General features: G+C 70.0%; 16 protein-coding genes and 2 pseudogenes. 11 read left to right on the top strand and 7 right to left on the bottom strand.

Going from position 1 to position 19623, the window contains the following annotated elements:
• Window positions 1-10: 10 nt before the first annotated feature.
• Window positions 11-1090, top strand: coding sequence for an NAD-dependent epimerase/dehydratase family protein (locus ACQ0O7_RS25410; protein WP_430784980.1), 1080 nt, complete (start codon window positions 11-13; stop codon window positions 1088-1090).
• Window positions 1091-1402: 312 nt separating this feature from the next.
• Here ACQ0O7_RS25410 and ACQ0O7_RS25405 read toward each other — a convergent pair whose 3' ends face one another.
• From ACQ0O7_RS25405 to ctaD, 3 genes are all read right to left on the bottom strand, one after another.
• The gene (locus tag ACQ0O7_RS25405) at window positions 1403-2578 is read right to left on the bottom strand and encodes a M20 family metallopeptidase (RefSeq protein ID WP_430784978.1); all 1176 of its coding nucleotides are present in this window, start codon (window positions 2576-2578) and stop codon (window positions 1403-1405) included.
• 53 nt (window positions 2579-2631) lie between these two features.
• On the bottom strand, window positions 2632-4014 hold the full coding sequence (locus ACQ0O7_RS25400; protein ID WP_430784976.1) for a hypothetical protein: 1383 nt from the start codon (window positions 4012-4014) through the stop codon (window positions 2632-2634).
• 134 nt (window positions 4015-4148) lie between these two features.
• A complete protein-coding gene (gene ctaD / locus ACQ0O7_RS25395) occupies window positions 4149-5897 on the bottom strand; it encodes an aa3-type cytochrome oxidase subunit I (RefSeq protein ID WP_430784974.1) in 1749 nt (582 codons plus the stop codon).
• 158 nt (window positions 5898-6055) lie between these two features.
• Between ctaD and ACQ0O7_RS25390 the strand changes: the two genes are divergently transcribed.
• Complete coding sequence (locus ACQ0O7_RS25390; RefSeq protein WP_430784972.1) at window positions 6056-6757, top strand: hypothetical protein; 702 nt, start codon at window positions 6056-6058, stop codon at window positions 6755-6757.
• A 1276-nt stretch (window positions 6758-8033) separates the two neighbouring features.
• Here the strand turns inward: ACQ0O7_RS25390 and ACQ0O7_RS25385 are convergent.
• Entirely contained in the window at window positions 8034-9752 is a 1719-nt protein-coding gene (locus ACQ0O7_RS25385; protein ID WP_430784970.1) for a DNA polymerase IV, read from the bottom strand.
• Between the two features lie 50 nt (window positions 9753-9802).
• Between ACQ0O7_RS25385 and ACQ0O7_RS25380 the strand changes: the two genes are divergently transcribed.
• The 4 genes from ACQ0O7_RS25380 to ACQ0O7_RS25365 all read left to right on the top strand — a co-directional run bounded on the left by ACQ0O7_RS25380 (window position 9803) and on the right by ACQ0O7_RS25365 (window position 15289).
• A complete protein-coding gene (locus ACQ0O7_RS25380; protein ID WP_430784968.1) occupies window positions 9803-10102 on the top strand; it encodes a hypothetical protein in 300 nt (99 codons plus the stop codon).
• Window positions 10103-10207: 105 nt separating this feature from the next.
• Entirely contained in the window at window positions 10208-12295 is a 2088-nt protein-coding gene (locus tag ACQ0O7_RS25375) for a sigma-70 family RNA polymerase sigma factor (protein WP_430784966.1), read from the top strand.
• A 58-nt stretch (window positions 12296-12353) separates the two neighbouring features.
• A complete protein-coding gene (locus ACQ0O7_RS25370; protein ID WP_430785100.1) occupies window positions 12354-13397 on the top strand; it encodes an AAA family ATPase in 1044 nt (347 codons plus the stop codon).
• A gap of 104 nt (window positions 13398-13501) precedes the next feature.
• Window positions 13502-15289 carry a vWA domain-containing protein gene (locus ACQ0O7_RS25365; protein ID WP_430784964.1) on the top strand — a complete coding sequence of 596 codons (1788 nt, stop codon included), beginning with the start codon at window positions 13502-13504 and terminating at the stop codon, window positions 15287-15289.
• Here ACQ0O7_RS25365 and ACQ0O7_RS25360 read toward each other — a convergent pair.
• Complete coding sequence (locus ACQ0O7_RS25360) at window positions 15276-15734, bottom strand: hypothetical protein (RefSeq protein WP_430784962.1); 459 nt, start codon at window positions 15732-15734, stop codon at window positions 15276-15278. The two genes, ACQ0O7_RS25365 and ACQ0O7_RS25360, sit on opposite strands and share 14 nt — an antisense overlap.
• 98 nt (window positions 15735-15832) lie before the next feature.
• Between ACQ0O7_RS25360 and ACQ0O7_RS25355 the strand changes: the two genes are divergently transcribed.
• From ACQ0O7_RS25355 to ACQ0O7_RS25340, 4 genes and pseudogenes are all read left to right on the top strand, one after another.
• Window positions 15833-17080: an NYN domain-containing protein gene (locus tag ACQ0O7_RS25355; RefSeq protein ID WP_430784960.1), complete on the top strand. Its 1248-nt coding sequence runs from the start codon at window positions 15833-15835 to the stop codon at window positions 17078-17080.
• A 282-nt stretch (window positions 17081-17362) separates the two neighbouring features.
• Window positions 17363-17836: a hypothetical protein gene (locus ACQ0O7_RS25350; RefSeq protein WP_430784958.1), complete on the top strand. Its 474-nt coding sequence runs from the start codon at window positions 17363-17365 to the stop codon at window positions 17834-17836.
• Window positions 17833-18186, top strand: coding sequence for a hypothetical protein (locus ACQ0O7_RS25345; RefSeq protein WP_430784956.1), 354 nt, complete (start codon window positions 17833-17835; stop codon window positions 18184-18186). Before ACQ0O7_RS25350 ends, ACQ0O7_RS25345 begins: the two co-directional genes overlap by 4 nt.
• Window positions 18187-18318: 132 nt before the next feature.
• A pseudogene (locus tag ACQ0O7_RS25340) lies at window positions 18319-18456 on the top strand (IS5/IS1182 family transposase); the annotation flags it as partial.
• On the opposite strand, the gene ACQ0O7_RS25335 reads toward ACQ0O7_RS25340, so the two are convergent.
• Both ACQ0O7_RS25335 and ACQ0O7_RS25330 read right to left on the bottom strand, forming a co-directional pair.
• Window positions 18451-18654: a hypothetical protein gene (locus ACQ0O7_RS25335; RefSeq protein WP_430784954.1), complete on the bottom strand. Its 204-nt coding sequence runs from the start codon at window positions 18652-18654 to the stop codon at window positions 18451-18453. The pseudogene ACQ0O7_RS25340 and the gene ACQ0O7_RS25335 sit on opposite strands and share 6 nt — an antisense overlap.
• Window positions 18651-19034: a helix-turn-helix domain-containing protein gene (locus ACQ0O7_RS25330; RefSeq protein WP_430784952.1), complete on the bottom strand. Its 384-nt coding sequence runs from the start codon at window positions 19032-19034 to the stop codon at window positions 18651-18653. Before ACQ0O7_RS25330 ends, ACQ0O7_RS25335 begins: the two co-directional genes overlap by 4 nt.
• A gap of 124 nt (window positions 19035-19158) precedes the next feature.
• Here ACQ0O7_RS25330 and ACQ0O7_RS25325 point away from each other — a divergent pair.
• Window positions 19159-19377: pseudogene (locus ACQ0O7_RS25325) on the top strand (GntR family transcriptional regulator); the annotation flags it as partial.
• Window positions 19378-19623: the final 246 nt, after the last annotated feature.

Raw genomic sequence — 19623 nt, 5'->3', positions numbered from 1 at the left:
CGGCCGGCCGATGAGGATCGCGGTGACCGGGGCGAGCGGATTCTGCGGCGGCGTGGTCGCCCGGGCCGCCGCGGCCGCCGGGGCCGAGGTCGTCTGCCTCGGACGGCGTCCCGGCCCGGTGGGAGAACACCGGTATTGGGACGCCACCCGCACCGAACCCGATCTGACCGGCACCGACATCGTCCTGCACCTCGCCGCGGCCGTCGGCGACCCACCACCCGGCCGGGCTTCCGAGGCCACCTTCCACGCGGTCAATGTGGACGGCACCGCCCGGCTGCTGGATGCCGCCGGAGACCGCCCGCTGGTCTGGGTGAGCAGCGCCAGCGTCTACGCCCCGCCGTTCCCGGCACCGGGGACCGCCACCACACCGCCGACACCGCCGACCGGGTCCGCCAACACGCGGCCGAGCCGGACCAACGTGGGGCCAGGCGCACGGCCGAGCCGGACCACCGTGGGGCCAGGCGCACGGCCAAGCCGGACCACGATGGGGCCAGGCGCACGGCCAAGCCGGACCACCATGGAGCCAGGCGCACGGCCGAGTCCGAAACCGATCACCGAGGACCACCCGCTTGCCGGGATGACCGCCTACGGCCGGACCAAAGCCGCCGGGGAACGCCTCGCGCGACAGGCGGGTGCGGTGATCCTCAGACCGCGAGCCGTCTACGGACCCGGCGACCCGCATCTGCTGCCTCGCCTGAAGCGGGTGGTGCGTGCCGGCCGCGCCCTGCTCCCCGGCCCGGACATAGCACTGAGCCTGACCGCGGTCGAGAACCTCGCCGACGCGTGCCTGGCCGCACACGGGTGGCCGGCGGGCGCCTACAACATCGCCGACGCCATCCCCTACCGGCGTGACGAGGTGGTGGCCGCGGTCTGCGGCGTCCCCGTGCTCCACATACCGATCCCCCTGGTCAGCGCGGTGTCGGGGTTGGCGGTGGGCGCGGCGAGGTTGACCCGGCGGCCACCGATCCTGACCAGGTACGCGCTAGAACAACTGACGACCGGCGTAGTCCTCGACATCTCCCGCGCCCGTTCCCAGGGCTGGACTCCACACCGAACCCTGCACGACTTCCTCCCCAGCCCCGCCCCCTGACCAGCAACGGCAACGTGGACAGCTGCGGCGCAACCGCACCACAAAGGGCCACACGAACGACGCACCCCAACAACGTGGACACCAGCGGCGCAAACCGCACCACAAAGGGCCACACGAACGACGCACCCCAACAACGTGGACACCAGCGGCGCAATCCACACCACAAAGGGCCACACGAGCGGGGCGGGACGGCAACGTGGACAGCTGCGGCGCAAACCGCACCGCAAAGGGCCACGTGAGCAGGGCGGGACGGCAACGTGGACAGTTGGGGTGCGATCCGCGCCGCAAGACGGCACGTGCGTGGGGGTGGGGTCAGTGGGAGCGGTTGCGATGGTGGGCTGTGTAGAAGGCTCGGCGGGACGGGTCGGTGGCCAGGTCCACGGCGGTTCGGGCCAACAGTTTCGCGGCGTGCAGCATCGCCTCGTCGGCGGCCGGGGTGATCGCCTGAGCTGCGAACTCGTGAGTGTGCGGCATCGCCACCACCCCACGAAGGCCGATCATCGGGTGGATCGACGGGATCACGTGACTGATGTTGCCCATGTCGGTGGAGGCGGTGGTCAGGCCGCCGGGCAGGGGCAGTGCGGAACGGCCGAAGGCCTGCAGATGGCCGGCGTACGTCTCGATCAGCCAGTCGTCGTTGCGCAGGTCGAGATAGTCGGGTTCGGTGCGGCGGAACTCGACGGTCGCCCCGGTGGCCAGTGCGCCCGCCTCGAAGCAGGCCCACACACGGCGGCGGAGTTCGGTGAGTTCGGTGGAGCCGGGGGTGCGTACCTCGTACTCAAGGATCGTCTTCTCGGGAATGATGTTGGTCTTGTCGCCGCCGGAGCGGACGAAGCCGGCGATCCGGTGGTGCGGGAGGGTCTGCTGGCGGAGCAGGCCGATCGCGACCTGGGCGACCACGGCGGCGTCGGCGGCGTTCACCCCGTCCCAGGGCGCGCCGGCCGCGTGCGCCGGTTTGCCGCGGAACGTCACCTCGAACCGGGTGCACGCCTGGGTGCTGTCGCCGGCGCCGGCCCGGTCGGCGGCCGGCCCGGGGTGGGCCATCATCGCCACCGTCACGTCGTCGAACGCGCCGCGTTCCAGCATCAGCTGTTTGCCGCCGCCGCTCTCCTCGGCAGGGGTGCCGAGCACTTTGATCCGGAAGCCGTGCCGGTCGGCGGCGGACCGCAGCGCGATCGCGGCACCGGCCGAGGAGGCGCAGATCAGGTTGTGCCCGCAGCCGTGGCCGATGCCGGGCAGCGCGTCGTATTCGGCGCACAGACCGATGGTCAGATCACCGTCGCCGTACGTCCCGGTCAGCGCGGTCGGCAGCCCGGCGACTCCGGTCTCGACGGTGAATCCGGCCTCGCGCAGCAGTGCCGCCAGTTTCGCCGCGGAGGCGTGCTCGGCGAACGCCACCTCGGGCTCCGCGTGCAGCCGGTGACTGAGACCGATCAGCCGGGCCTGCCATTCGTCCACGACGGCGTCGGTGTCGGTCGCCAGTGACATACCGCGATACTAGTCGGCACCCGGTGTGATCACGCCGGGTGCCGACGGGTGGTTCAGTTCCCGGCGGGGCGGCGACGGCGGGTCAGCAACAGCGAGATCAGGCCGGCCGCGACCAGTCCGGCGCCGGCGAACCCGACCACTGTCACGTCCGAGCCGGTGAGGGCGAGCACTCCTCCACCCGTACCGCCGGAAGGTGCCGGGGCCGGGACGACCGCGGGCGAGTCGCTGGCCTCCGAAGCCGAAGGCGAGGAGGACGGGGACGGGACGATCGGGGACGAGGCGGCCGGGGAGGGCTCGGGCGACGGGTCGTCCACCAGGTGGTCGGCCGGGGTGGGGCTCGGGGCCGGGGACGAACCGCCGGTGCGCGGACGCGGCGTCTCACTGTCACCGGCGTGCTTGACCTGAGCCGGGGCGCACGCCGCCACGCTCAGATGACCGAGGGCGACGTCGAGCAGGTGGGTCATGCCGAGTTTGACCTCGACGCGGACGGTGGCCGCCTCGGCGCGTACCTGCCGGCCGTCGACGTTCTGCTTGACCTCGCCGAGTGAGATCCGTGCTTCGAGGGCGGACGGGCGGGCCGGGTCGACGCCGCCGAGCAGGCCGAGCGAGACGGTGGCGCCGGAGTCCTTGAGCACGTGGGTGGGTTTTCCGGCGGCGTTCACCTCGAGCACCGCCGGCCGGTAGGTGACCTTGGGGCGGGCGCCGCCGGAGATCGCCTCCAGGGTGGGCTGGCTGACGACGCGGATCGAGATCTGCTGCGGGGTGCCGGCGAACAGGGACAGGTCGCTGAGGGCGACACCGGCACCGGCCCGTACGCCGGTCCGGCCCCGCCCGAGGTCGACCAGGTCGGTGGCGCTCTGTGCCGAACCGACCGGCCCGATCTTGAGCAGGCTGGTCCGTTTGGTGCCGGTGCGGATGGCCGGGTAGTCGCCGCTGCCGTCCAGGACGGACAGGCCGCCGAGCATGGTCGCCGACCGGGTGAGCGGTCCGGGCCGGCCGCAGTGGTAGCCGTCGTCCCAGGTGGCGTGGGCGGTCGACTTACCGACGCGGGCGGTGGCGAGTCCGGCGGCCTGGAAGGTGACGAGTTCCTTCTCGGACGGTTCGCTGCGGCCGGGTGCGGCGTGCCGGGCTCCGGCGCCGCCGGCGGGCAGGCCGAGGATCCGGGCGTCGGCGTGCAGGCCACTGGCGATCGTCTTCGCCGGCCGGGCCGTGCTGTCCGCGGTGCCCTTGGCCGATGCGATCCGGACGTCGGCGAGGGCCGGCAGTCCCCGGGTGAGCGGGCCCGGATCCAGCACCGTGACCTTGGCGAGGTCGGCTTGGGAGCGGGCCGTGAAGTTCCCGAACAGGCAGTCCGGTCGCGCGGCGGCGGCCGGTGTCGCGGGCAGGGCGGGGATGGTGAGCGCTGCGGCCAGCAGGGCGTGGAGAGCGGTCGGCATGAGGTCCCTTCCGGCGGGGGGAATGTCCGACCTTTCATCGCAACGTCTGCTTTATCGGCTACGGGGACCTCGGATCTCGTTCGCCATGAGCGTCTACGGGCAAAGCCGACAGTTGGCGCGTTAACCTCGTACCGTCAACGATCGGAAGTGTCCTCCGGATAGCTGGCACCCCCACTGGATTCCTCGGACAGCGGCCGCGCACCACCCTCCGGCGGACCCGCCGCCGACTGCGAACCGGCCGCCAGCTGCGGGAACCTGTGATCGAACGCCGGCCGCTCGGACCGGATCCGGGGCATCCGGTCGAAGTTGCGCAGCGGCGGCGGACTCGACGTCGCCCACTCCAGCGAGTTCCCGTGCCCCCACGGGTCGTCGGCGGTCACCACCGCACCCACCCGGTACGACCTCCACACGTTGTAGAGGAACGGCAGCGTGGCCGCCCCGAGCACGAACGAGCCGACCGTGGAGAACATGTTCAGGAAAGTGAAGCCGTCGGCCTCCAGATAGTCGGCGTACCGGCGGGGCATGCCTTCGTTGCCCAGCCAGTGCTGCACCAGGAAAGTGGCGTGGAACCCGACGAACGTCAACCAGAAATGCACCCGGCCCAGACGCTCGTCGAGCATCCGGCCGAACATCTTCGGAAACCAGAAATAGATGCCCGAGAACACCGCGAACACGATCGTGCCGAACAGGACGTAGTGGAAGTGCGCCACCACGAAATAGCTGTCGTGCACGTGGAAGTCGACAGGCGGCGACGCCAGCAGCACCCCGGTCAGCCCACCCAGCAGGAACGTCACCATGAACCCGACCGCGAACAGCATCGGCGTCTCGAAAGTCAGCTGCCCCCGCCACATCGTGCCGATCCAGACGAAGAACTTCATCCCGGTCGGAATCGCGATCAGATAGCTGAGCAGACTGAAGAACGGCAACAGCACCTGGCCGGTGGCGAACATGTGGTGCGCCCATACACTCATCGACAACATGGTGATCAGAATGGTGGCCGCGACCAGCGTCTTGTACCCGAAGACCGGTTTACGGCTGAACACCGGAACCACCTCGGTGATGATCCCGAAGAACGGCAGCGCGATGATGTACACCTCGGGATGACCGAAGAACCAGAACAGGTGCTGCCACAACATCGGCCCACCGGTCTCCACGTTGAAGACCTGCGCATCGAGCACCCGGTCGGCGGCCAGCGCGAACAGGGCGGCCGCCAGGAACGGGAAGACCAGCACCACCAGTACGCTGGTCAGCAGGATGTTCCAGGTCATGATCGGCATCCGGAACATGGTCATCCCCGGCGCCCGCAGGCACACCACCGTGGTGATCATGTTGACCGCGCCGAGAATCGTGCCGACCCCCGAGATCGCCAGCCCGACCACCCACATGTTGCCGCCGACACCCGGAGAATGCTGGGCCGTGCTCAACGGCGTGTAGGCGGTCCAGCCGAAATCCGCCGCCCCGCCCGGCACCAGGAACCCGCCGAAGGCGATCAGGCCCCCGAAGAAATACAGCCAGTACGCGAACGCGTTCAGCCGCGGAAACGCCACATCCGGCGCACCGATCTGAATCGGCACCACAAAATTGGCGAACGCGAACACGATAGGCGTCGCGAAGAACAACAGCATGATCGTGCCGTGCATGGTGAACAACTGGTTGTACTGCTCCGGCGAGAACATCTGCATGCCCGGCCGGCCCAACTCGGCCCGCATCAGCAGCGCCATCAGGCCACCGATCACGAACCACGCGAAGGCGGTCGCCAGATACATGATCCCGATCTGTTTCGCGTCCGTGGTGCGGATCGTCCGGGCCAGCCAGGAACCTCTGACCTGACGCCGCACCGGCCACGGCCGCGACTGCACGGGGCGAGGGGTGACAGCAGTCATCGAAACTCCTCCCTGGACAGTTCGTACCGCCATCCGCCCGAATTCGCAGTCCGGCTCCGGGGTCGTGCACCATCCGCACAACCCGGCCGGAAACCTTGCCTGCGGTATTGAAGACTGCTGCCACCCTGACGGTTCCACTGCACGGTTGGGGGAACCGCATGCAGATCATTGAAATCACCGACATGGGCGTACGGTCGTCAGTGGTCCGGCTACGGCGCCGCGGCACACCCATGTCCTTCGTCGTCTACCCGATGGTGCACATGGCCGAACCCCGGTTCTACGCCGAGGTGACCGCACGCCTGCGCACCGCCGACATCATCGTCGTCGAAGGCGTCGACGGCGGCGGGCCGGCGCTGCGGGCGCTGACCCTGACGTACTCGGTGCTCCGCTTCAACCGCCGCGCCGGAAAACTGGTCGAACAGGACATCGACTACGGCACCCTGGACGCCGAACTCGTGCACCCCGACACCACCGGCGCCGAGTTCGGTGGCACGTGGCGGCGCGCCCCACTCAAGGAACGCCTGCTCACCTGGCTGATGCTGCCCGCCTTCACGCTGACCCGGCTGTTCGGCGGCAGGCGCACCATCTGGGCCCCCGACCTGGAGATGAACGACCTGCCGTCACTGCGCCAGGAACAGGCCGCCGACCGGTACACCGGCCTCGACCACACGATCCGGGGCAGCCGGGACGCGATGCTGTTGGCCGCCCTCTACCGACTGCACGAGGAACGCAACACCGAGAACATCGAAATCGCCATCGTGTACGGGGCCGCCCACGTCCCGGCGATAGTCCACGGCCTCAACCACCGCTTCGGCTACCGCCCCACCTCCGCCGACTGGCTCACCGTCGCCGAGCCGTAGCCCCAAGCCGTAATCTCACGCCGCAGTCCCAAGCCGTAGCCCCGCGCCATAGCCCCAAGCCCGTAGTCCCAAGCCGTAGTCCCGCGCCGTAGCCCCCAAGCCCGTGGTCCCGCGCCGTAGCCCAAGCCGTAGCCCCCAGCCCGTAGCCCCGCGCCGTAGCCCCAAGCCCGTGGTCCCGCGCCGTAGCCCCAAGCCGTAGCCCCCAGCCCGTAGCCCCGTTCCGCCGGTTCTACAGCAGCCAGCCGTTTACTCCCTGCCCTAGAACGAACGTTCTATCTACCGACAGCCCACAGCCGCCTGCCAACAGCCGCCCGCCAACAGCCGCCTGCCAACAGCCGGCAGGCGGCAGGCGGCAGGCGGCAGGCGGCAGGCGGCAGGCGGCAGGCGGAACTGGCAGACGGCAACTGGCAGCGGCAACTGGCAGGCGGCAGGCTGCTGCCGGTTCGCACTCGCTGGACCAGACAGAACGTTCTACCTCCAGGAAGGCGCCCCTCCTCCACCAAGCCAGACAGAACGGTCCATTTCCAGAAAGGCGGCCCTCCCTCCACCGAGCCAGACAGAACGTTCTACCTCCAGAAAGACGCCGCCCCTCCTCCACCAAAACCAGACAGAACGGTCCATCTCCAGAAAGGCGGCCCTCCCTCCACCGAGCCAGACAGAACGTTCTACCTTCAGAAGGACGCGGCCCTTCCCCACCAAGCCAGACAGAACGTTGCGGTTCCGTGCCGCGTTCCGGTCAACCCCTCGCCGGGACGACTGCTTGGCCGCGATCTGGAGGATTTTCCACCGCAAAGAGCCCTTTGTTCTCAGTCGACTGATCACTCGCGGTCAATAACTTGCGTGGGCTACCCGCCCAGCTGCGATCTTGGAGGATTTACCACCGAAAACGGTGGTAAATCCTCCAAGATCGCCCGGTTTTTGGGGGTGGGAGCGGACACTCGCGCGGGGAATTGACGGCGAGTGGCTCAGCGGCCAAGAAGAGGGCTCGAAAAGGTGGAAAATTCTCCAAGATCTGCCAAGGGAAGTACTCGCACGGGATCGCATACGCGGGCCCACGCGCCTGGACCGAGGTCGCCCGCTGCGCCTCCTCCACCGGCATCGCATGCGTGGGCCGCAGGCGACTCGACCGAGATTCGCCTGCTGCACTTCCCCCCGGCATCGCATGCGTGGGCCGCAGGCGACTCGACCGAGATTCGCCTGCTGCACTTCCCCCCGACATCGCACGCGTGGGACGCACCGCCTCGCTGATCGCTTCGGGTCGGGCAGCCATGAGTGATCAGGGTCGGCGGCCCTCGAACGGCGATCGGGGGCCGGCGGCGTCGGAATCCGCCTGGGCCGGGATCGTCCAGTCGGGCGGGTCGGCCGGGTGGAGGCGGGGGTCGTCGACGAAGAAGGTGCGGACCCTGCCGATCGGGGTCAGCGGGCCCTCGAAGCGGACCGTGACCCGGCCGATTCCGCTGCCGTGCACCCAGCCGCTACCGAAATCGTCGTGCCGTACGTCCTGGCCCGGCCGCCACACCGGGACCACGGCGGATGCGGCCGGTGGCACGGTGACGGAAGCCGGTGAGGGGGCCGCCCGCGCCGGGACCGGCTCGACGACCAGCGCCGTCTCCGGGAGAGGAAGCACGGCCGGATCCGGGCGAGGTAGCCCTGCCGACCCGGGCAGAGGCGGCGCGGCCGCCCCCGGCAAAGGCGGCGCGGCCGACCCCGGCAGAGGCTGCCCCATCGCCCCGGGCAGAGGCGGCGCGGCCGCCCCCGGCAGAGGCTGCCCCACCGCCCCGGGCAGAGACGGCACGGCCGACCCCGGCAGAGGGGGCACGGTCGCCCCTGGGAGAGATGGGGCGGTCGACCCTGGGAGAGGTAGGGCGGTCGGGCTCGGGAGGTCGTCGGGTGGAAACGTGAGGTCCGGCGGGTCCTCGCCGGCGGCGGAGAACAGGTCGTCCTGGGCGAAGTCGTACAGCGTGGAGACGCCGACGCCCAGCAGGCGGATGCCGCCCAGGGTGGGGACCTCGGCGAGCAGGCGGCGGGCCATCTCGGCGATCAGGGTGCCGTCGTCGGTGGGCTGGTCGCGGGTCAGTGCCCTGGTCATCGTGGTGAAGTCGGGGTGGCGGACCTTGATGTTCACGGTGCGGCCGGTCATGCCGGAGCGGCGGAGGCGGGCCGCGACCCGGGCGGACAGCAGGTCCAGCTCGCGGATCAGGCGGGTGGGGTCGGTCACGTCGATGTCGAAGGTCTCCTCGGCGGACACCGACTTGGCCTCCCGTTCGCTGACCACCGGGCGGGAGTCGTCGGCGCGGGCCAGCCGGAACAGGCCGTGGCCGTGGGCGGTGCCGAACCAGTCGACCAGGTCCTCCAGGGGTTTGGCGGCCAGGTCGCCGACGGTGCGCACGCCGGAGCGGTGCAGCCGTTGCTCGGTGGCGGGGCCGACACCGCCGAGGCGGCGCACCGGCAGTGGGTGCAGCACCAGCAGCTCGTCGCCGGGGGCGACGATTGTCAGGCCGTCGGGTTTGTGCAGGTCGGAACCGATCTTGGCGAGGAGTTTGCTGGAGGCGGCGCCGATCGAGCCGGTGACACCGCCGGTGGCGGCGGCGATCCGCGCTTTGAGCCGGCGGGCCAGGGCGGTGACGCCGGCGACGCTGAGGTCGTGGTCGGTGGCGGCGAGGTCGATGTAGGCCTCGTCGATGGAGACCTGCTCGACCAGCGGGGACACCGTGGCCAGTAACTCCATCACGACGGCGCTGGTGCGCTGGTAGGCGGGAAACCTCGGTGACAGGTAGGCGGTGTTGGGCGGGCAGCGGCGGCGGGCCTGGGCCATCGGCATCGCCGAGTGCGCGCCGAACGCCCGCGCCTCGTAGGACGCGGTGGACACCACGCCGCGACCGGCGACCCCGCCGACGATCACCGGCTTGCCGCGCAGCGAGGGTTTGTCCCGCTGCTCGACGGCGGCGAACATCGCGTCCAGGTCGACGTGCAGAATGCTGGCTTCCCCCCTCACGATCCGCAGCCTATGCGCCGGGTACGACATTCCCGGTAGGGTCCCGGACCATGTCTGAACGTCTTCACCGGGCGGCCGGCCTGGCGCTGTCGGTGCTCAGCGTGTGGCCTTTCGCTGGTGCGGTGCTCTACCTCTACCTGTTCGTGCGCATGATCGTCGAGGAGCCGGACGCCCATGTCGTGTCGCTGATAGCCGGGTTGGTCGTGGTGGCCGTCATAGCGCTGGTCGGTGTCGGCCTGCTGCTCAGTGGGGCGCGACTGCGCCGCGGTGACCGGCGGGGCTACCTCAGCGGTGTGCCGCTTCTGCTGCTCCTGGTCGCGCTGAACGGGATCACGGTGGTCGGCGGCTGACCTGCCGTGGGAGCGGTACCAGACGCCGCTTTACAGCCCCGAAACACTATGTAACGATACGGCTCGATCTCTGAGGGCCGGATGCCGCGGCGGGGAGGCGGTACGGTGACGGACAGTCGGGCCGCGGTCGCCGGTGATGTCGCGGAGCTGGTCCGGGACGCCCAGCGGGGCAGCACCGGCGCGCGGGATCAGCTGTTCACCGGTCACCTCCCGCTGATCTACAACGTCATCGGCCGCGCGCTGCCCGGCCATCCGGACGTCGACGACCTGGTGCAGGACACCATGCTGGCGGCGATCAACGGGCTCGGCGGCCTGCGTGACCCGGAGCGGTTCCGGTCGTGGCTGGTGGCGATCGCGTACCGGCGGGTCCAGATGTATCTGCGCAGCCGCAAGCGGACCGTGTCGCGGCATCTCCCGGAGCCGATGGACGTGCCGGACCCGGACGGTGACTTCGCCGAGCGGACCACCGCCGAGCTGGTCGTCTCCGAGCAGCGCCGGGAGCTGGCCGAGGCGGCGCGCTGGCTGGAGGACGCCGACCGGGAGCTGCTCGGCCTGTGGTGGCAGGAGGCCCGCGGCGAGTTGTCCCGGGCCGAGCTGGCCGCCGCCCTGGAGCTGAAACCGAAACACGCGGCGGTACGGGTCCAGCGGATGAAGGCGCAGCTGGAACTCTCCCGTGGGGTGGTACGGGCGCTGCGGGCCAAGCCGATCTGCCCGGAGTTGTCGGGCACGATCCGGTTCTGGGACGGGACCGTCGATTCGGTGTGGCGCAAACGGCTGTCCCGGCACGTCCGCGACTGTCCGAAGTGCCACGTCTACCAGGCCGGGATGGTCTCGCCGGAGCGGCTGCTGCTGGGGGTGGCGGCACTGCCGGTGCCGGTCGCGCTGTGGGCCGGGATCCAGGCGGCGGTGCCGAGCGGGGTGGCCCCGCCGGTGCTGGCCGCGACCACCTCACTGACCTCGCACCTGGTCCAGCACAAGGTGCTGGCGGGCTCGCTGACCGCGGCGGTCGTGGCGGGCGGGGGCCTGACGCTGGCGGTGTGGACCGGGTCAGCGGAGCCGGATGAGCCGGCCGCGCAGCGACCGCCCACGGTGACGGCCCCGGCGACGGCGCCGTCACCACCTGTGGTGTCATCGAGCCCGAGCGCCGCCGGATCGCCCACGAGGGAGGCGACCGGAGCGGAGATCTTCGTGGCCCCGAACGGCTCGGACGACGGCGACGGCAGCCGGTCCCGCCCGTACGCCTCGATCGGGAAGGCCGTCGCCGTGGTCGAGCCGGGCCAGACCATCGCGCTGCGGGGCGGCACCTACCGCCCGGCCGCCCCGATCGCGATCACCACGAGTGGAACGGCGGAGAAACGGATAACGATCAGCTCCTATGCCGAGGAGAAAGCCGTCATCGACGCCCGGGACATTCCGGCGGGTGAATGGGCGATAACTCAGCGGGCCTCCCATTGGACGGTTCAGGATCTGGAGATGACCGGTGCCCGCGGCGCCTCCTGGACCTGCCTGTCCTGTGTGGGCAACGTGTTCCAGCGGCTGCGGATCCACGACGGCGCCGGTGTCGGGCTGATGTTGCGTGACCAGGGCACCTCCGGCAATCAGGTGCGCGACAGCGATTTCCACGACAACCAGGGGTCCGGTCTGTCGGTGCAGTTCGGCAATGGTGACGGCAATCTGGTGCGCGGCAACCGGGCCTGGGGCAACCGGCTGGACGGCATCGATCTGGGGCAGTTCGGCAGCCGGGTGGCTGTCGAATACAACTGGTCGTTCCGCAACGGGTCGAACGGTTTCGCCCTGGGTGGCGGCGATCCGGCGGTGCCCGGCGCGCACTCGGTACGGCACAACGCGGCCTGGAACAACGGCGCCAACGGTTTCATCGACGAAGGCAACACGGCCCCGATCGAACTGGGCAACAACACCGCGTACCAGAACAATGGCTGGGGTTTCCTGCTGTCCACGACGCCGGCGGTGCTGCGCAACAATGTGGCGGACGGCAACGGCGGCGGCGAGCAGAGCCTGTCGGCGGAGGCGGGCGCGAAGGCGAACAACAACAGCTGGCAGGAGCCCGGCGCCACCCTGCGGTCGACCGATCCGGCGGAGGCCGAGGGCCCGCGCCCGGCGGCCGGCGGCCTTCCCGGCACGGCTTTCCTGCAGACCCGCAACGGGATGGGCGCGTCGATGTCGGGCCGATAAATCGTTCGATCGGCGGGAGCCGGAAAGCCACACTGTGGGCGTGCACTCAGCGATCACCGTGACTCCCGCCCAGCTGCCCGACCTGCTGCTCCACGTGGCGGTCGTGCGGCCGGTGTTCCTGTGGGGCGCGCCGGGCATCGGCAAGAGTTCGCTGGTCCGGGACTTCGCGGCCTCGCTCGGGCTGGAGTGTGTGACCCTGGTCGGCACCCAGCTCGCCCCGGAGGATCTGATCGGGGTGCCGGAGCTGCGAGACGGGCGGAGCCGCTTCGCACCACCCGAGTCGATCGCCCGCGACGAGCCGTATTGTCTTTTCCTGGACGAGCTGAACTCGTCGAGTCCCGAGGTGCAGAAGGCGTTCTATTCGCTGATCCTGGACCGCCGGATCGGGGCGTACGAATTACCCGCCGGTTCGATCGTGATCGGCGCCGGCAACCGGTCCAGTGACAACGCACTGGCCCGTCCGATGGCCTCGGCGCTGGTGAACCGTTTGATACACGTACACCTGCGGGCGTCTTGGAACGATTGGCGGGAATGGGCCGAGCGCAATGGTGTGCATCGATGGGTGATCGGCTATCTGACCGAGCGCCCGGATCATCTGTGGTCGGCGCCGCCGAAGGTGGAGGAGGCGTTCTCCACCCCGCGCAGCTGGCACATGCTCTCCGACGCGCTGCACTCGTTCGGCGACGACATCGGTGAGGAGACGCTGGCGCTGCTGGCCGCGGGCACGCTGGGTCCGGCGCACGCGACCGCCTTCGGCGGCTACGTCAAGATCGTCCGGCACCGGTACGGGCTGGACGCCATCGTCCGTGGTGACGCCGGGTGGCCGTCCCGCCCGGAGGACCGGGATCTGCTCTATTTCCTCGCCGAGGCGTTCCGGGCCCGGCTGACCCGGGAGCTGCCGGCCGGCAAGACGCAGGCCTCGGCGTCGTTGCGCCAGTTCGCGCACCGGGCCAAGGCGATGCTGGTGGACCTGGCCGAGCTGTCGCTGGAGTGCGGGCGCCTGGTGATCGCCCCGGACGCCCAGGGCAATCCGGTGCTGCCCGCCTGGTTCCTCGTCGAGGTGAGCCGCGACCTGCCCCGCCTCGTAGCCGCACGGGCCTGACATGCGCGAAGCCGAAGTGGACGGGCAGGCCTGACATGTGCGGAGCCGAAGTGGACGGGCAAGCCTGACATGTGCGGAGCCGAAGTGGACGGGCGGGAGCGATCATGACGCGCAGACAGCGGCAGAAGGAGATCACCGACCCGAACACGCTCGCCTTCCAGGAGGCGTGGCGGGCGCTGTCCGGGCATCCGCTGTTCCTGGCGATGACCCAGCACGACTGGCAGCGTCCGCACGCGACCGCCGAGATCGTGGCCCGGCCGCTGCCCGCACTGTGCCGGGTGACCGTCGACGGCCGGATCACGGTGAGCCGCCACCGCAAGCTGGACAGGGACGAGTGGCGCTGGGTGCTCGCGCACGCCCTGCTGCACCTGGGTTTCGGGCACCTGGAGCCGGAGGGTGGGCCGGACCCGGCGTACCTGGCGGCGGCCTGTCTGGCGGTGACCCGTTTCCAGCGGGCGGTGAAGCTGGGCCGCGAGCCGGATCCGCTGCCCGACCTGCTGCCGGCCGCCGAGGAGGACGAGCTGGCGGCCCGCTGGCGACGGCAGGGCGTGCCGGCCGAGCTGGCCGCCGCACCCGATCTGGATCTCACACCGGTCCGGTTCCGGGCCGGGCAGGAGCCGGCCTGGCCGGACCGGTTCGCGCTGGGCCTGTCGGCGGCCGCGGTCGCCGGGGTCGAGGTGGCCGGCGGCGCCCGCGAGTCGGTGGACGGCAAGACGCCACCCCGGCAGCCGTGGGACCTGGCGATGAGCTGGTTCATCGGGTCGTACCCGCTGCTCGGCGGGCTGGCCGCCGGCTTCACCCTGGTCGCTGACGGCCCGCTGGCCCGGTCCTGGGAGATCGCGATCGCGGCGGTGTCGGCCGAGGCCGGCGAGATCTACGTGAACCCGTGGCGGTCGCTGTCCGAGGACGAGTGGCGGTTCGTGCTGGCCCACGAGATGCTGCATGTCGCGCTGCGGCACGCGGACCGGGGCGGGGCCCGCGACCCGTACCTGTGGAACGTCGCCTGTGATTACGTGATCAACGGCTGGCTGGTCGAGATGGGCGTCGGCACCCTCCCGGACGGCACGCTGTACGACCCGGAGCTGGCCGGTTCGTCGGCCGAGCAGGTCTACGACCGGATCGCCGGTGACCTGCGCCGGATGCGCAAACTGTCCACCCTGCGTGGTCAGGGCGCCGGGGACATGCTGGGCGAGCCGCTGCCCTGGTCCGGGCGGCGCGGCGGCGGCATGGACCTGGACGAGTACTGCCGGCGGGCGCTGCTCACCGGGTACGCCTACCACCAGAGCAGCGGTCGCGGCCTGCTGCCGTCCGGGCTGGTCGCCGAGATCCGGGTCCTCGAACAACCACCGCTGCCGTGGGATGTCCGGCTGGCCCGCTGGTTCGACGAGCACGTGCCGATGACCGAGCCGGTCCGGTCGTACGCCCGCCCGTCCCGCCGCCAGTCGGCCACCCCGGACATCCCGCGCCCTGGCCGGTACCGTCCGGAGGAGGCCGTCCCGCGCAGCACGTTCGGCGTGGTGGTGGACACCTCCGGCTCGATGAACCACGAGCTGATGGGCAAGGCGCTCGGCGCGATCGTGTCGTACGCCACCGCACGGGACGTGCCGGCCGCCCGGGTGGTGTTCTGCGACGCCGCCCCGTACGACGCCGGATATCTGCCGGTCAGTGACATCGCCGGCCGGGTCCGGGTGCGCGGCCGGGGCGGCACCATTCTGCAGCCGGCCATCGACCTGCTGGAACGCGCCGAGGACTTCCCGCCGTCCGGTCCGATTCTGGTCATCACCGACGGCTGGATCGACGTGCTGCGGATCCGGCGGGCCCACGCGTTCCTGATGCCGCGCGGCGCGCGCCTGCCGTTCACCCCCCGGGGCGAGGTGTTCAGCCTGCGCTGACTCTCCACTCCGGCCACGGTTCCGCACCGGGGGCACGCTCCGGGCCGCCCGCCGCGGTCACCCGCAGCAGCTGCGACGTCCCGTCCGCGGCGACGATCCGGACACCCCGCGGGACCTTGCCGCGCTCCCCCTCCGGACCGAGATCGGTCAGCGCGACCAGGGTCCAGCTCCGGAACTCCGCCGGGCGCGCGGCGTCCAGCAGCATCACCGTCAGCACCGCGAGCCGGTCCGGGCGGCGCCCCGCCGGTGGCGGCAGGCGGTCCGGCGTCGGCAGGTCGGCCTCACCGGGCCAGATCGCACCCCAGAGGTACGTCACAGCCCCGTCCACCAGCCGCACCCGGATCCCGGCCGGTGCCGTCCCGTAGCGTTCCACCGCCTCGATCTCCGGGTGCGCGGCGGCCCTGAGCAGGGCTTCCACCACGTCGAGCACCTGGGACAGCTGCACGAGACCACTCCGATCGCCCACCGGGTCAGCAGTGAGTCAACGCTCTTTCGGAGCGTGCCTGCCGCCCTCGCTGTGCGACGCACGGTAGGTTCACGGTCATGGCTCGTGTACGCGCCGCACTGTACCTGGACTTCGACAACGTGTTCAGTGCGTTGATCAGGCAGGACCCGGACGTGGCGATTCAGTTCGCCGAGGAGCCCGGGGCCTGGCTGTCCCGGCTCACCACGTCACTGACCGTCGACGGTCCGCGACGATGGCTGATCCTGCGCTGCTACATGAACCCCGGCGGCTGGGTGCCCCACCCCGACCCGTCGAGCGGCCAGCAGCGGCTGTACTACTCACGCTTCCGGCCGTACTTCGTGAACGCCGGCTTCGAAGTGATCGACTGCCCGCGGCTCACCCACACCAAGAACGCCGCGGACATCCGGATGGTGGTCGACGCCGTCGACGCGCTCGCCGACCCGGTCACGCACGAGGAGTTCGTCATCGCCTCCGGCGACTCGGACATGACCCCCTTGCTGGTACGCCTCCGCAGAGCCGACCGCCGCACCACCATCGTGTCGCCGGCTGACGCGGCACTCGCCTTCACCTCGGTCGCCGACCGGCTCATCGTCAGCCAGGAACTCCTCGAACTGGTGCAGGGCGAGCCGGTGGAGAGCGACGAGTCCCCGGTCGCCGTGCCGTCCGGCCCCGACGAACCCCGGACCGAGGCGTCGTACGACCAGTTCCGCGACCTGGTGACCTGGCGGTTCACGGCCGCACCCAGCCCGCTCAACCTGGCCTCACTCGCCCACGACCTGCGCCGCCAGCTCGGCAGCGGCGTCGACGAGTCGAACTGGTTCGGTTTCGGCGGGTTCGTGCGCGCGCTGGAGAGCCTGCGGTTGCCGTACGCCAAATTCTCGAATCATTTCGTCTGGGACGACAGCCGCCACGGCCCGCCGGAGACCACCGGCGCCACCGGCCCCGCCCCGGAGCCGGTGGTGCGGCTCAGCTCCCCGCTCGGCCTGCCCCGCCTGCCGCGCGAGATGTGGCCGCCGGTCTATCGCGCCCTGGCCGACTACGCCGCGTCGCACCACTTCAACCTGACCGAGGCGACCCGCTGGTCCCGCGACAAGCTGGCCGAGGAGGGCGTCGACGTGAGCCGCTCGGCGATCGCCTTCGTCACCCGGGGCACGGCGTTCGGCGGCGCCCCGCTCTACCGCCAGCCCCCACCGGACGCCGAGGAGATCGCCGCGGCCTTCGCCGACAACGTCCTCAACCGGGCGGACGCGGCGGCCATCGCCCTCACCGAGGAGGAGTCCGCCGAGGTCCGCTCCTGGCTGGGTGCCACCGACCCCAAAGCCTGAACAGCATGGATGGAGTTATCGGCACCCACAGCGTCGCACCGCGTCCCGGCAGGCAACCGTGCGCGTCGGCCGACACGGGCGTGAACCGCTGCACGATGACGGCCGTGCCGCCACCTCAGCACCCGATCCCTCATCGCGATAGTGCCAGCCGACCTGCTGCGGCGCTGCTCACCCCACGATGACACCGGGGGTCGCAACGTGGCGCTCAGCCAACCGTTGAGCAGCACACTTCATTCAACAGTAGTGTTGATATCAGCGGTACCACTGAAGTAACGTTTGAGCATGACAACCGTCCCTGTGGAGTCCGTGCCGTTTTCCGACCTGCTCCGCCAACCCGCCGAGACTGCAGAGCGGCTGGCACATACCCGCGCCGTACGGCTGCGTCGCCGGGACTCCGCGGACCTGCTGCTGATGTCCGCCGACCGGGCCGAAGCCGAAGCCGACGTCATCGACCTGACCACGCGCCTCCTGGCCGGTGTCGCGCAGCGCCACCCCGCGATCGTGCATGAGCTGCTGCCCAGCGTGCTGCCATGGGTGCGGTTCCTGCCGCCGGAAGGGGTCGCCGAGCTGTCCACGGAGTTCGTCGCCACCGCTGAGGCAGCCGCTTCGATAGGCAACACCGCGGCGATATCGCAGCTACTCGCCGAATGGCGCCACACCGCCGAAATCTACGCCGACCCAAACCTGCACCGCGCGCTGACCAGTCAGCCGCTCGGCGACTTCGGCGCCGTCCCGCGTCCCGGCAACGCCGCGTGAGCCCCAAACGCGGCGACCGTGTCGCGCCGCCGCCCCACCGCGGCGGCTACACGCTGAAGTTCGCCACCAACGACGCGGCAAAAGGATGGGAGCAGTTGTGCCAGCAGGCGCCGGAGAATACCCGCACGGCGTACGACACGATCGAGTCCAACCCCTGCCCGAACCCGCCGACCACTCGTCACCACCAGCTCAAATTCAAGCTCGCCACCGATATCCACGGCGGCAAAACACTGCCGCAATGGCAGTACGAGGTCACCGCGGGCGGCCGGATCTGGTACCTCGTCGATCACGACACGCGCACCTGCTGGCTCAAGCACGCGGGCACCGCCCACCCGAAAGCCACCGAGTGATATCTCGAAGGGTGTATAAGAGGGGCCGGCAACAGGCCCAAGATCCGGACAGGTAGGCACCCCCAGGACAGCGAACAGGCACGGGTCCATCGATCATCGGAGTTCTCTACGCTCTGCAACCGATGGAGTCCCGTGCCTGCGCTGCCATCATCGCTGTTGGAACCGATCTTCGTCCAGTTCGCCGCCTTGCGTCCCGAGCGACCCGGGTTCGACCCGGCACATCCCCTCGGATGTCACCGCCGCCGGATCCCGGACCGGGTCGTCTTACGGCTGCGGTTCGGTCGAAGCCCGCGATGTTGCGCTGGAGGGCTCGGTGACCTCGGCCAGGATCTGCCGGCTCCAGGTAATCGTGATGATCTTCTGGTCGGCGGCGTACAGCAGGTAATCGCGCAGAACCTGGGAGTACAAAATGTTCGCATCGGCGAGGACGACACGAACCGTATCCGTGTCGTCCGAAAAACCGGTCATTCGGTCAGCCCGAGTTCGTTCTGCAGAGCGGCGAGATCGGCCAGCGCGTCGGCGCGGCGGGGCCGCTCAGACTCCAGGAATCTTCTGATCGACGACACGCGGATGCGGTGGTGCGTGCCGACTTTACGGAAGTCCAGCAGGCCACGATCCATCAGTTTGCGCACCTGGGGGCGTGACATGCCCAGCAGAACCGCAGCCTCGGTCGGGGTGACCTCAGCATTGCCGGGCGAGATCACGATCTCCTCACCGCGAGCCCGGGCGTCGACCAGCCGGGACACCAGCTCAGCCGTCTCGCGGGACAGAGCCACATTCACCTCGTCGCCGGAGTTGTCCAGAGCGCGGTGCAGCGCGGCGGCGTCACGAACCAACAGATCACTCATGACCGACTCCAACTGCTCTCAGTGAACCAACTGCAGCAAGTGTAACGCTGGCCGCCGGTTGACGTCGCTTTGATAAGTGCCGCATAAAATGCCTGGGCAGCTTGTCCTTCACGTGATGGCTGGGATGGCCCGCACGGCGCACTCGGCGGACGACAAGCGGGCACTCTTCGTGCGAGTGGTCGACGACATCGTCGACCAGATCCGCACCGGCAAGCTCGCCCCCGAAGACAAGCTTCCTACCGCCCGGAAGATGGCCGAACTCTACGACGTCGCATCGATGACCGCGCAACGCGCACTGCGCGAGCTGCAGGCCATGGGCTTGACCTACGGCGTCGTCGGCAAGGCAGCGAAGGCAGCCGAATGGCTCGAATCCCTACCACTGCACGACAAAGCCAAAACCGAACAACTGCAAGCAGAACTCGCCCAGATCCACGCGGAACTCACTCTGCTGCAAGCCATCATCGAAGGCGACCAGGATGTGAGCCCAGACAGCCCACTCGGGCCCTCCCCCTTGATCTTGGACACTTGAACCTTGGATCGTGAGGTCCGGGTAGATCAGGAGTCCTGGAGCACGATGGCGAACAAGCAC

Origin of the sequence: Actinoplanes sp. G11-F43 (assembly GCF_050589265.1) — a bacterium.
Lineage (GTDB): Bacteria > Actinomycetota > Actinomycetes > Mycobacteriales > Micromonosporaceae > Actinoplanes.
The sequence above is the reverse complement of the archived record's forward strand: the minus strand, read 5'-3'. Positions and strand labels throughout refer to the sequence as shown.

Excerpts from the sequence above, each read along its gene's own strand:
- ACQ0O7_RS25405 (WP_430784978.1), bottom strand. The coding sequence starts at position 2,578 with ATGTCACTGGCGACCGACACCGACGCCGTCGTGGACGAATGGCAGGCC.
- ACQ0O7_RS25355 (WP_430784960.1), top strand. The coding sequence starts at position 15,833 with ATGGCTCGTGTACGCGCCGCACTGTACCTGGACTTCGACAACGTGTTC.
- ACQ0O7_RS25365 (WP_430784964.1), top strand. The coding sequence starts at position 13,502 with ATGACGCGCAGACAGCGGCAGAAGGAGATCACCGACCCGAACACGCTC.
- ctaD (WP_430784974.1), bottom strand. The coding sequence starts at position 5,897 with ATGACTGCTGTCACCCCTCGCCCCGTGCAGTCGCGGCCGTGGCCGGTG.
- ACQ0O7_RS25335 (WP_430784954.1), bottom strand. The coding sequence starts at position 18,654 with ATGACCGGTTTTTCGGACGACACGGATACGGTTCGTGTCGTCCTCGCC.
- ACQ0O7_RS25330 (WP_430784952.1), bottom strand. The coding sequence starts at position 19,034 with ATGAGTGATCTGTTGGTTCGTGACGCCGCCGCGCTGCACCGCGCTCTG.
- ACQ0O7_RS25400 (WP_430784976.1), bottom strand. The coding sequence starts at position 4,014 with ATGCCGACCGCTCTCCACGCCCTGCTGGCCGCAGCGCTCACCATCCCC.
- ACQ0O7_RS25350 (WP_430784958.1), top strand. The coding sequence starts at position 17,363 with ATGACAACCGTCCCTGTGGAGTCCGTGCCGTTTTCCGACCTGCTCCGC.
- ACQ0O7_RS25380 (WP_430784968.1), top strand. The coding sequence starts at position 9,803 with ATGTCTGAACGTCTTCACCGGGCGGCCGGCCTGGCGCTGTCGGTGCTC.
- ACQ0O7_RS25390 (WP_430784972.1), top strand. The coding sequence starts at position 6,056 with ATGCAGATCATTGAAATCACCGACATGGGCGTACGGTCGTCAGTGGTC.
- ACQ0O7_RS25410 (WP_430784980.1), top strand. The coding sequence starts at position 11 with ATGAGGATCGCGGTGACCGGGGCGAGCGGATTCTGCGGCGGCGTGGTC.